Below are 12290 nucleotides of genomic sequence, written 5' to 3'. Positions count from 1 at the left end.
CCGGCAGCCGCTGGACCATCGCCGGAGCCGCCGGGGACGCCGGGGCGCTCGGCGGGGTGAGTCGTACCAACGGCACGCTGGGAACACGGCCGCCGGAGGAGGCAGCGGGCGCGGACGCAGGACGCCCCCCGCGACCGGCGGGGACGGTGGGGACGGCGGCAGGCGCCGACGCGTCGTCGGAGAACGCCGGTCGCACGGCCGCCTCGACCGGGCCGGGGCCGGGGGCGAGGGCAGGGCCCGCGACAACAGGGCCGGCGGACACCGAGCGCTGCACGCTCGCAGCGCGCCCGACACGAGAGGCGCCCACGGCCGCCGGGCCGGCATCGGCCACGACGACCGGGGGTGCTGGACGCTCCCCGCGCCGCACCCGCCCGGCGGGAACCACGACAGGCACCACAGCACCTCGCGGCTCCGCCGACCGGACACCCGGCTCGACGGGCCTCGGGCCGCCGGAGACCGACCGCTGCACCGCCGGACCACGGCCGCCACGCTCCACAGCCGGCGGCGGCACGGGAGTCTCCCCGCGTCGCGCCCGCCCGGCCGGGGCGGTGTCCGGCGCTACGGGCTGCCCGTCCGACGCCTCCGGGCGAGGTCCCCCGACGGTCGTCGAACGCTGCACACCGGCCCGCCCCGCAGGAGGACCGCCGTGCTCCGACCGGCGCGTATCCGCCTCCATCGGGCCGGTACCGGGGCCGACGGCCACCGGACCGGTGCCATCAGTCGCCGGACCCCGCACACCCGCACGCCCCGAGGAGGCCCCACCGCGCTCCGACGGCCGCGGCCCCCGCGCCGCCGAGCCTGCCGACGCCGATGAACGCGCATCCGCCTTCACCGGGCCGCCGCCGCCGGCCGCCGAACGCTGCACGCTCGGACGCCTCACGGCAGCAGAACGCCCTACCGCGCCCGAGCCGGCAGGGTCGGCGGAGCCGCCGGACGCCGGTCCCCGCGCACCCGCACGCGCCACCACACCACCCCGCGCCGCCGGGCCGGTGCCTTCCGGGTCCGCCGGGGACGCCGGTGCCGCTGGGGACGCCGGGCGCGCAGCGTCGGGTCGGCTCGCCTGTGCCCGTCGGGGCAGGCGCAGGACGGCGGCGGCCCGGTGCCGCCAGCTCGCGGGTGCCACCGGTTCCGGGGCCTGCGGCACTTGGGTGCGCGCGGGCGGCTCCGGTGGCCAGGCGGCCCTGACGACGGGTGGGGCGGGCGTCGGCGCCGGCGCTCGGCCGGACACCGGTGCGGGCGCCGTCGCCGGTGCGGCGAGTGTGGACGCCATGCGGCGCTCGCCGAGCAGGCCCAGCGTGCGGTGGCCCGGGCCAGCCACCGGACGTGCGGCGGTGCCGCCGATCGGCGAGCGGGCCACGACCAGCGGGCCGGGCTCGCCCGGCGAAGCGATGGGCCGCACGTCCCGGGCGCCATCGGTACCCCCCGTACCACCGGTACCACCGCTGCGCCGGGCCCGGCGGCCCGCGTCCTGCGGTGCCGTCCCGGGGGGCGACTGCGGCCCGACGGCGGGGCCGGGCTCGGTGGAGCCGCCCTGCCCGCTCGTGTCAGCGCTTCGCGCGCCGGGCGCAGCCGCACGCTGGACTGCCGTGGCGCCCGGCTCGGCGGGGGCCGTGCCCGTGGCGCGAGGAGCGCTTTCCGGGCTCGGGGCCGCCGCGCTTCGGCCGGTCGGCTGTGGTCGTGCGGAAGTGACGGGGGTGGCGGGAGTCCGTGGGGTGTCGGGAGTCGCGGGGGCTCCGTGGCCCGGGGCCGTGGTCCGCCGGACGGGGCCGCGCCGGCCGTCGGCCGTACCGGCGGCCCGTGCTCCGGGTGCCGCGCCCGCCGTCGGCGGCAGCGCGGTCAGCGGCGCACCCAGGCCGCCGTGCGTGCGGGCGTTGGACGATTCGGGGCGCGCCTGCTCGGTGCGCGGCTGTGTGGCACGCCGCACGGCGGTCGGACCGCCGCCGGTCTGGACGGCGCGCTGCACAGGGGCGTCCCCGCGCCGTCCGGGCTCGGGACGGGCAGGGCGAGCCGAGCGCGCCGGGCTGCCCGGTGCCGACGGCTCCACACCGTCCGGCCCGCTCCCCGCCGGAGCTTCCTGCTGCGCGGGCGGGGAGACGATCGGCATCGGTCCGTGCCCGGCCTCGGGGCCTTGACCAGGGACGATGCCTGACGCGCCGTCGGCGTTGAGCCGTGGCGAGGCGCTGGCGGGCAGCGAGGTCAGCGGGGCACCGAGCACGGGTCGGCCCGGTGCGGCGCCTCCCCTCGCGCTGCCTCCCCTCGCGGCGCGCTGCACGGCGTTGCCGGTGCGCGGGGTCGGGGCATCGGTCGGCCGCACCGGAGCCGGCTCGGAGGTCTCGGACGGCCGCGCAGTGGCACCCGGCTCCACGACGGGCGGAGCGACGGCGGCGGAATGCTCCACCGTCGGCGCGCTCGCGGGCCGTTCCACCGGGGCCGCGCCCTCGGACCGCTCCACCGGCTTCACACCGTCGGACCGCTCCACCGACGCGACGGCAGCGGCACGCTCCACCGTCGTCGCGCTCGCGGCACGTTGCACCGGCCGGGGCGGGATCACGGCCACCGCGCGCGTCGGCAGCGACCGGGGGCGGGGTGCGGTGGTCAGCGGCTTCCCGACGCGACGCGACGGGACCGGCCTGGCAGTCCTGGCCTGCCCGGCAGACGGCACCTCGGAACCGTGAGCGGGCGCGGCGGCAGCCTGCGCGTCGCCGCCCTCGGCAGCCACCGCCCGTACGGGCAGCCGTCGCACCACGGCGCCGGACCTCTGCACCTGCCGCACCTGACCGAGCCCGCCCGTCGCGCCCGGCCCGCGCCCCACCGAATCCGAAGCCGAGGCCGGTACCGGATCCGCAGCCTCCGACGGCGCCACCGCCGGTGCGGCGTACGGCAGCACGGGCCCGTCCGCCCCGGCGGAGACCGCCGGGCCGAGGGGCCGTGCCACCGCCCGCAGGATGCCCGCCGGGGCGGACGGCAGGACCGCGTGCCCGAGTGCGCCGGTCAGCGAGGGGTTCTGCCAGGAGGCGAGCCGGGACCGGAACCGCAGGCCGTCGCTGACCCCGCCCGCCGCTCCCGCGAGGGTCGGGGTCAGAGGCGCGACCGCGCGCCAACCACCGTCCGGGGCGGGCGCGTCGGCCCGGGGCGCGGGAGCCGCGTCACCCGTGCCGCCGGCAGCACCCGAGGTACCCGGGGCACCCGAAGCGCCCGCCTCGCCCGGACCGCCGGCCTTCCGGCGCCCGAGCCGGTCCCGAATCCCCATCCCGCGCTCACCCGCCTTCGTTGACGCGGGTGTTGATCCGCGCGATCTCCCGCACCCACGCGCGGCGTTCCTGGTGGGACAGGTCGAGGATGTCCTCCCGCTGCCAGTGGAAGTGGTAGGCGATGTACGCGACCTCCTCGTACAGCCGGGTGGTCGCGTACGTCACCATTCCCCCAGGCGCCCACCAGCGAGGTCGACTTCGAAGGAGCCGTCGCAGTGCGGGCAGGTCACCGCGGCGCGGGTGTGGCCCTCGCTGTTGATCCGCTGGTAGAAGTCCTGGAGGAACGCGACGTCGGTGGCGTACATCTGCTCGACGACGCCGGCGTGCACGTCGGTGACGGTGCCGAGCCGGGTGATCACGTGGCTGAGCAGCACCACGCTCAGGTACGCCGGGTTCTCCTTGACCCGCAGGTCGATCTGGGGCATGAGTTCGTCCCGCGCGGTGGCCAGGCGCATGGCGCCGTGCCGGTGCAGGACGCCCTCGTCGTCCAGGTACCCGCGCGGGAGCTCGAACTCGAACTCCGTGTGCAGTCCGTGCCCCTGGGGGCCCCGCCCCCGCTGCGGCGCGGCGGCCTGCGGGGCCGCGGCGGGAGCGGGGGCGGCTGCCGGAGCCTGCTCCAGGAGTTCGTCGAGGCTGATCCGTCGTCTCATTCGACGGTGATCTCCTCGAACACGATGGTCACCGTCTCGGTCGCGGCGCTGGACTCACCGGCGGTGAGGGTGGGGCCCTCCCACCGGCTGGCCCAGGCGTTCATCAGCTGGATCCGCCGGAGGGTGGCACCGGTGGTGTCCTTGACCTCGATGGTGAGGTTCTGCCGCGCGGTGTTGATCGCGCCGTTGTTGAGGGTCTCGTTGATCCACTTGGTGAACGCCCCGCTCTTGTCGAGCCCGCGGGTGATCGTCACCTCGCCCGGCAGCCGCGCGCCGGGCTGTTTGCGGACGATCAGCTTGCCCTGCTGGGTCACCTGCTTGTACTCGACGACGTCCTGGTCGACGGTCAGGTTGCTGATCTCCTTGACGGACTCGACGTTGTAGCCGCCGAGTTGGACGCCGAATATGTGTGTGGAGAGCGGATCGCCTTCAGCCATGACTTCCTGTCACCTTCCGGTCTGTGCTGGCCTGCTGGTCACTCGTTGACGAGGCTCGTGCTGTCGGAGAACTGGGACAGCCGGAACACCACGAACTCGGCGGGCTTCACCGGAGCGACCCCGATCTCGCACACCACCTGCCCGAGGTCGATGGACTCCTGCGGGTTGTTCTCACGGTCGCACTTGACGTAGAAGGCCTCCGCGGCCGTGGCGCCGAACAGTGCCCCGCGCCGCCACTCCTCGGTCAGGAACGCCGTGATGTTGCGGCGGATGCTGGACCACAGCCGGTCGTCGTTGGGCTCGAACACCACCCACTGGGTCCCCAGGAGGATGGACTCCTCCAGGTAGTTGAAGAGCCGCCGCACGTTGAGGTAGCGCCACGCCGGGTCCGAGGAGAGGGTCCGGGCGCCCCAGATTCGGATGCCGCGCCCGGGGAAGGCCCGCACGCAGTTGACGCCGATCGGGTTCAGCAGGTCCTGCTCGCCCTTGCTGAGGCGGATCTCCAGGTCCACCGCGCCGCGGATGACCTCGTTGGCCGGCGCCTTGTGCACGCCGCGCTCGGCGTCGCTGCGCGCCCACACCCCGGCGGCGTGCCCGCTCGGCGGGACCATCGTGTTGCGGCCGGTCGCCGGGTCGAACACCTTGATCCACGGGTAGTACAGGGCCGCGTAGCGGGAGTCGAAGCCCGCCTCGTTGTTGCGCCAGTTGCGCACCTGCTGGGCGCTCAGCCCGGGCGGGGCGTCCAGGACGGCGATCCGGTCGCCCATCTGCTCGCAGTGCGACATCACCGCGAGCTGGACGGTCCGCACGCCCTCGGCGTCGATGTCCCCGCGCTGGTAGGCGCTCATCAGGTCGGGCACCGCGACCATGGTGATCTCGTCGATCGCCTCCAGGCCGGAGAACCCGGTGCGGGCCGAGGCGTCGCCGACGTACTCGGCGGGGCTGATCCGGGTCGTGGCGGCGGGGGCGACCGGCCCGGGCGCGGGGGCTGCGGCGAGGGCGAGCGTCTGGCGCTCCGGGCGGCTCGGCGCGGTGCCCGGCTGCTCGCTGACCGCGACGAGCTTGGACTCGCGCAGCTGGGTGACGACGTAGCCCTTGGTGTTCTTGCGGGTCGAGACGTCGTACGTCTCGGCGACCTCGGCGCCCTTGCGGAGCACCAGCCGGAACCGGTCGTCGGGGACGTTGTCGCCCTCGACGTCGGCGATCTCGACGGTCAGGTCGGCGCCCCCAGCGGGCAGGGCCGTGAACAGGAAGCCGGCGTGGGCGGTGGGCGCGGGCGCCGATCGGGCGACCGGCGGCCAGCCGCCGGCCGTCTCGCCGGCGGGCTCGCCGATCCGCACGACGTAGACGGCGCCGCCGCCGTTGGCGAAGAAGCCGTAGACGGCGTGGGGCAGGTAGGTGCCTTCGGAGAAGCCGCCGAACTGCTGGACGTACTGGTCCCAGTTGGTCACCAGGGTGGGCTCGTGGAAGGGGCCGGTCTGGGCGAAGCCGACGAGGGCGGCGACGGCCGTGCCGACACCCTCGATCGGCCGGGCACCGGACTGGACCTCCTCCACGTACACGCCCGGGGTGAGGTACGACGGCATGCTCGCTCCTTCGGGGTGGCCGATCATTCGCCACCGAGTCTGCTGCCGGGCCGCCACCCGCGACATGTCCGCAGGTCCCGGACCAGGGGCAGAGCCGCTGCCCCGGCGGGCACCCCGGCAGGGCCTCACCGGTCGTCAGCCGGTTGTCAGTCGGTCACCGGCCGACCGTCGGCCGGGTGGTCGCCCGGCCGCGCGCTCAGGCCCGCCCGGCGCCCCCGGAGGCACGCGACCACGGCCCGAACTCGCTCTCCAGGACGAGCCGGCCCAGCTTGCGGTACTCCCGCTCGACCGCGAACACCAGCTCCGCCATGCCCAGCGGGCGGCCCGTCTCGGCGGCCAGGTAGGCCGCGGTCACCGCGCAGGCCCGGATGGAGCCGCCGGCGAGTTCGAAGTGCCGTGCGCAGAACGCCAGGTCGAGGTCGTCGCCGCGGGGGATCCGCGGGCCCAGGCAGCGCTCCCACAGGGCGTGCCGCTGTTCCTCGTCCGGCACCGGGAACTCCGCGATGACGTCCAGCCGCCGGGTGAACGCCTCGTCGAGGTTGGCGCGCAGGTTGGTCGTCAGCACGGCGATCCCGTCGAAGGACTCCATCCGCTGCAACAGGTACGCCGACTCCACGTTGGCGTGGCGGTCGTGGGCGTCCTTGACCTGCGACCGCTTGCCGAAGATCGCGTCGGCCTCGTCGAACAGCAGGACGGCGTTCACGTGCGAGGCCTCGGTGAAGATCCGCTCCAGGTTCTTCTCCGTCTCGCCGATGTACTTGTCCACGACGGTGGACAGGTCCACGACGTACAGCTCCATGCCGAGTTCGGCGGCGACCACCTCGGCCGACATGGTCTTCCCGGTGCCGGACTCCCCCGCGAACAGCGCGATCACCCCGCGCCCGCGCCCTCCGCCCGGCCGCATCCGCCACTGGCCGAGCACCTGGTCGCGGTGCCTGGCACGCAGCGCGAGCTCGTGCAGTTGGCGCGCGGTGGGCTCGGGCAGCACCAGGTCGTCCCACCCGACGGCGGGCTCGATCCGGCGGGCGAGGCGGGCGAGCCCCGCCCCGTTCTGCGCCCGTACGGCGGCCCGCAGGTCGTCGGCGGTCACCGGGCGGTGTTCGGCTGCGGCCGTCCTGGTCGCGACCCCGGCGGCCCTGGCCACCTGGTCCTCGTCCAGCTGGTACGGGGCGACGGCCTCGGCCAACTCGGGTCTCAGCACGCCCTCGTACGGCCCTTCCGCAGGGCCTTCCCCGGGTTCACCCGAAGGCTCACCCGAAGGCTCGTGCGAAGCCCCGCCCAGCGCGTGCGCCCAGCGTTCCGCGCGCTGCGCCGGGTCCAGCGGAGGGGCCACGAGCACCACCGGGCTCTCCTGCGCCCACGTCGGATCCCACGGGCGCGACCCGTGCACGAGCAGCGGCACCTCGGCGAGTTCCGCGCACAGCTCGCGCAACAGCCCGGCCCGCTCGGGGCGTTCGGGTTCGAGCCGCTCCAGCGGGCCCAGCACCACACCGCTGCCGCTCAGCCGCGCCTCCCGGGCGAGCGCCCGGACCACGGCCTCCGGGGGGCGGGCGGCGAGCGCGGTGACGTCGACGACCAGGGCCCGGCGGCCGAGGCCCGCGAGGGCGTCGACCGCGAGCCGCCCGGCGTTGCCGCCTCGGTCCAGCAGGTGCACCAGTCCGCCGCCGTTGGCCACGGTGGCGCGCAGTCGGCGCGCGGCCTGCGGCGGGGTGCCGACGCCGGACCGGCCGACGCGGACCAGCCCGCGCAGCGCGCCGTCGGGTTCGTCCGAGCCGAGCAGATGGGCCGTCACCCGGTCGGGCAGGCGCAGGCCCCGGGAGAGCAGCGGGCGTTCCGGTTCGGTGATCTCCAGCAGGCCGCCGGCGACCAGCGGGGCCTGGGCGGAGAAGCGGAACCGGCCGGCGCCCGCCCCGGACAGCCCGCACAGTTCGAGCGCGAGCCCGATGGTCGGCCGGCGCAGGGTCAGGTCGTCGTTGAGGTAACCGTAGAGCCGTTCGAAGCGGGTGTCGAGGTCGGGGGCGAGTGCCACCAGCAGGAGTTCGAGGTCCAGCGGGAGCAGTCCGAAGCCGTCGACGAGCCGTTCGGTCCTCGATCCGGGCGGTGGCGGCGGCGGTTCCCCGAGGTCGGCGCCGGCCCGGCCCGTCGCGGCGGGCGCCGCGAGGATCCGTTCCGCCGCCTCCGGGGTGAGGTACTGGCCCCGGTACGGGTCGTCCGGGTCCGGGTCGTCGGCCCTGCGCTCGCGGACGGCGGCCCGGATCCGCTGTTCGAGGCGGCTCAGCCGCTCCCACAGGTCGTCCAAGTCGGCGGCGGGCCCGCTGGTGGCCGCCGCTTCCAGGTCGAGGGTCATCGCGGCGCACCGCCGCGCCGTCTGCGGCCCGGCGGCAGCTGGCGTTCCCGGGGCGCGGCGAAGCCGTCCGCGCCGGGGTCCGTGCCGCCCTCGTAACGCAGCCGGCGGCCCGGGTCGTCCGTGGCCTCCGGGGCGTCGTCGCCGCTCTCGCCGCTCTCGCCGCCCTTGTCGCCCTTGTCGACGGCGCGCAGCACGAGCCCGTCGGTGACCGGGGGCCCCGCCTGGGCCCGCCGACCGGACAGCGGGGCGAGCACCCTGAGGTCGATCGAGGGTTTCAGCTCACCGCCGAGGGCCGACCACACGTCGGACACCGACGGCATGCCCTCGCCGCGCCCGGCGGTCTCCAGCCCGACGGTGAGCCCGAGTTCGGCGAGCGTGCCGGTGAGCAGCCGGGCGGGCAGCGCGTCGGCGGCCGTCAGGCAGCGGAGCACCTCCGACAGCAGCCGGTGCTCGTCCTGGGCCCGGTTGGTCCACGCCGTCACCAGGTAGGCCAGTTCGAACCAGCGGGGCGCGCTGCGCCAGGCCACGACCACGCCGTCGGCGTCGTGCTGCTCGGCGGCGCCGGCCTGGCGGCGGGACACGTCCTCGCGGATGCCGTAGAGGAAGACGCTGACGGTGGGGGCGTTGCGCCGGGCGGCCCAGTCCCGGGTCGGCGATTCGAAGACCAGCTCGATCCCGCGTTCCTGGAGGCCGCTCTCGACGAGCAGGAGCCGCAGCGCCTCGTCGACTTCGTGGATCACCGCCGCTGCACCTCCCCCGGCGGGCCGACGCTGCCGGTCACCACGAGGAAGGGGGTGGTCACCGGGGAGAAGCCGGGGCCGCTCGCGGTGATGGTCCGGGGGCCGGTCTCGTCCTTGGCGAGGATGAGCAGCTGGCCCGCGAAGGTGCCGTCGGTCTTGGGGACGGTGGGCGCCGCGGCGGCGGTGATGCCGGGCGTCCAGGTGAGGGTCACCGGTGTGCCGGGCGGGAAGTCCACGCCGCGGACGGAGGTCACGAAGCCGGGCTTGCCGATCGGCGGCACCGCGACGATGCGGGGCTGCAGGATGCGCAGCGGGGTCCGCGCGACGTGGTCGCCCGGGTCGGCGTCCGTGCCGGTGGTGGTCAGGACGGAGGTGATGGTGGTGTCCAGGGTCGCCTCGGGGGCGAGCACCACCTGCACGACGGCGCTGCCGCCCGGGGGCAGGTCGGCCACGTCGCAGACGCCGCCGGTGCAGCCGGGTGGCATCGGCCCGGTGGGGACGCCGGCGGGCAGGCCGAGCGAGACGCGCAGTCCGGTGGCGAGGGCCTGGCCGTCGTTGCGCACGGTGTAGGTGACGGTGACCCGGCCGCCGACGTATCCGGGGTTCGGCTGGGCGCCGACCGTCACGGCCGGTCCGGCCTTCGGCGCGGGCGGCGCCGGCTGCGGTGCGGGGGCCGGGGCGGGCGGCGGTGGCGGCGGGGCCGGGGGTGAGGAGACGGGCGGTGTCGGGGTCGGGGTCTGGGTCGGGGTCTGGGTCGGTGTCGGCGAGGCAGTCGGGGTCGGAGACGGGCTCGGGGACGGCGACGCGGCCTGGACGGGTACGACCGTCTGCGCGATGTTGTCCTCGGGCTTCGGGTCGACCACCGCCCCGGTCACCCACCAGCCGAACCGCTGGTCGCCGGCCACGGTCCCGACGACGGTGGCGGTCACCTGGACGACCGCGCCCGGGGCCAGGGTGCCGAGTTCGCACCGGAGGGCGTCGGCGGCGCAGGTGCCGGCCGTGGCCTTGAGCCCGGTGAGCCGGGCGCCCGTCGGCACCGACGCGGTGAACGCGGTGCCGGGCGAGGGCGCCGGGCCGTGGTTGGTGACGGTGATGGCCACGGTGGTGGAGCCCCCGATCTGCATCGGGATGGTGGCGGCCGGCGCGCTCAGCGACAGGTCGACGGACTGCTGGACGCTCGGTTCCTTCTGCCGCCCCGGCAGCCTGGAGTTGACGGAGGTGAGCCGGCCGGTCGCGAAGTCGTAGCTCTGCAGCGCCTCCGGCGAGTTCGCCGGCAGGGCCCGGCGGGACGTCAGCACCAGCTGCCCGCCGTCCGCCGTCCAGGCGACGTCGCGGGGCTGGAACGGGCCGGTGGCGGAGGTGTCCGGCAGCGGGCGGCGGCAGGCGTTCCGGTCCTGACTCAGTCCGGCGGGCAGGACCACCGTGCAGCCGTCGCCGGTGGCCGAGCTGACGAGGACTCCGTTCTGCTGGTTGAGCCCGCCGTCGCCGGTCTTGCGGTTGAAGGCGACGCGCCGGCCGTCGGGCGAGAACGCGGGGCTGTCGTCGATGACGTCGCAGGCGCCCGGGCAGGCCCTGCGGCTGAGGTCGGTCGGCCGGTCGAGGGCGTTGGCGGGCACGGTCCACACGTGCTTGTTGCCGCCGTTGCCGTTGACGACCTCGGTCCTGGTGTAGGCGATCAGCTTGCCGTCCGGGGACCACGAGGGCTGGGCCATGGACGCGGCCGGCTGGCCGTTGGTCGGTTCGACGGTGCCGACGATCGCGCCGGTCGACACGTCCGCGATCAGCACCCGCCCGGGGCCGGAGGCCGCCCCGACGCCGCCGGGCGAGGTCCTGGTGAAGGCCATCAGGCGGCCGTCGGGCGAGAGCTCCGGGTCGGTGTCCCAGTCCTTCGGTCCACGCCCGGCGAGGTTCATCGGCTTCGGGTCTGAGCCGTCGGCGCCGGTCTGCCAGATCCGTTCGATCCGGCCGGCGGGCGAGTCCTCGAAGCGGGTCAGCACGATCCGCCGGCCGTCCGGCGTGTAGGTCTGCCGTTCGAACCACGGGTCGTAGCCGGGGCGGGGGTTGAACAGGGGGTCGACCGCGGGGTCGGTGTCGGTGTCGGCGGCCGGGTCCTCCCGGAGCACGCTGACGCCCAGGTCGCGCGGGTCCGCTCCGTCGGGGCGGATGTCCGACAGGTCGGCCACGTTGGGGGTGTCGGCGCTGTTGCGGTCCACGACGGGCCCGCCGCCCTTCTGGGGGCCGAGCCAGACCGGTGTGCGGACGGCACGGTCCTCGCTCGCCACCAGTTCGGCCCCGCCACAGAAGCAGGTCAGGGCGCGGTACACGTTCTCGTACGGCGTCGGGTCGGCATTCTGCCGGTTGGGGCTGAGGAAGAGCACGCCGCTGCCGTCGGGCAGCCAACCGGCGGACCTGGTCCGCCAGTCGCCGCCGACGCCGGGGAAGAACGCCCGGTCGTTGGTGCCCTCGGGCGAGATCACCCGCAGCTGCGGCCCGGTCTGGCCGGCCTGGTCCCAGGTGTAGACGATCTGGTCGCGGAGGTCGGGCGCGTCCACCGGGTTCCACGCCGGCTCGACGGCGTTGCCGGCGGTCACCGCGGTGATCCGCCGCGCCGCGCCGCCGGCCAGCGGCATGACGTAGACCTGGGTGTGCGCCGGGTCCACGTCGCAGGTGTACGCGACCCACTTGCCGTCGGGCGAGACCGTCGGGTGCGCCTCGGAGTCCGCGGTGTCGGTCAGCCTGCGCAGGCCGGTGCCGTCGGTGTTGACCACCCAGAGGTCCCGCTGGGTCTGCCCGTTGCGCCCGCCGGGCTCCACCGCGTCGAACACGACGGTCCTGCCGTCCGGGGCGAGCGTCGGCTCCGCGGTGTCCATGTCGGTGGTGAGCCTGCGCACCGCGCCCGACGCCTCGCGCAGGTAGACCTGGGGCAGCGGGCCGTCCCGCAGGCTGGTGAACACCAACTGGTCGCCGCGCGCGGAGGGTTCGGTGTCGAAGTGGACGGGGCCGGGCCCGAACAGCGACGCGCTCGACGTCGGCCCGGTCAGCCGTGCCAGGCTGCGGTGGCCGGTGCCGGCGTAGACGATCCGTCCGCTCTCCGCCGTGGCCCCGGCGGCCACCGGGGCGGTGCCTCGTCCGTCGCCGTCGGAGTTCGCGGTGCCCAGCGTCACCACGGCCACGGCCAGGGACAGCAACGTCGCGACGGCGGCTCGCGCCGAGCGCCGCAGGGGGCGGGGAGTGCCGGTGGCGCCGATCACGCTCAACCTCACAGACCGAGAAGGGTAC

At 75.9% G+C, this 12290-nt stretch carries 8 protein-coding genes; 1 reads left to right on the top strand and 7 read right to left on the bottom strand.

What is annotated here, in order from left to right:
• Positions 1-2141: 2141 nt before the first annotated feature.
• On the top strand, positions 2142-2675 hold the full coding sequence (locus ACIP37_RS24890; protein WP_400810209.1) for a hypothetical protein: 534 nt from the start codon (positions 2142-2144) through the stop codon (positions 2673-2675).
• A 582-nt stretch (positions 2676-3257) separates the two neighbouring features.
• Here ACIP37_RS24890 and ACIP37_RS24885 read toward each other — a convergent pair.
• The 7 genes from ACIP37_RS24885 to ACIP37_RS24855 all read right to left on the bottom strand — a co-directional run bounded on the left by ACIP37_RS24885 (position 3258) and on the right by ACIP37_RS24855 (position 12268).
• Positions 3258-3416: a DUF6760 family protein gene (locus tag ACIP37_RS24885; protein WP_347878560.1), complete on the bottom strand. Its 159-nt coding sequence runs from the start codon at positions 3414-3416 to the stop codon at positions 3258-3260.
• Positions 3413-3901 carry a hypothetical protein gene (locus tag ACIP37_RS24880; protein ID WP_363585558.1) on the bottom strand — a complete coding sequence of 163 codons (489 nt, stop codon included), beginning with the start codon at positions 3899-3901 and terminating at the stop codon, positions 3413-3415. Before ACIP37_RS24880 ends, ACIP37_RS24885 begins: the two co-directional genes overlap by 4 nt.
• Positions 3898-4338, bottom strand: a complete 441-nt coding sequence (locus ACIP37_RS24875) for a phage tail protein (protein WP_063346012.1) — start codon at positions 4336-4338, stop codon at positions 3898-3900. The genes ACIP37_RS24880 and ACIP37_RS24875 overlap by 4 nt, the downstream gene beginning before the upstream one ends.
• A gap of 38 nt (positions 4339-4376) precedes the next feature.
• Positions 4377-5924, bottom strand: a complete 1548-nt coding sequence (locus ACIP37_RS24870; RefSeq protein ID WP_400810206.1) for a phage tail sheath family protein — start codon at positions 5922-5924, stop codon at positions 4377-4379.
• Between the two features lie 196 nt (positions 5925-6120).
• Entirely contained in the window at positions 6121-8271 is a 2151-nt protein-coding gene (locus ACIP37_RS24865) for an AAA family ATPase (protein ID WP_400810204.1), read from the bottom strand.
• Entirely contained in the window at positions 8268-9011 is a 744-nt protein-coding gene (locus ACIP37_RS24860) for a DUF4255 domain-containing protein (protein WP_400810202.1), read from the bottom strand. Before ACIP37_RS24860 ends, ACIP37_RS24865 begins: the two co-directional genes overlap by 4 nt.
• On the bottom strand, positions 9008-12268 hold the full coding sequence (locus tag ACIP37_RS24855) for a hypothetical protein (protein WP_400844556.1): 3261 nt from the start codon (positions 12266-12268) through the stop codon (positions 9008-9010). The genes ACIP37_RS24860 and ACIP37_RS24855 overlap by 4 nt, the downstream gene beginning before the upstream one ends.
• Positions 12269-12290 lie beyond the last annotated feature (22 nt).

Origin of the sequence: Kitasatospora sp. NPDC088861, from assembly GCF_044750105.1 — a bacterium.
Classification (GTDB): domain Bacteria; phylum Actinomycetota; class Actinomycetes; order Streptomycetales; family Streptomycetaceae; genus Kitasatospora.
This window is presented reverse-complemented; position numbering and strand designations above follow the sequence as displayed.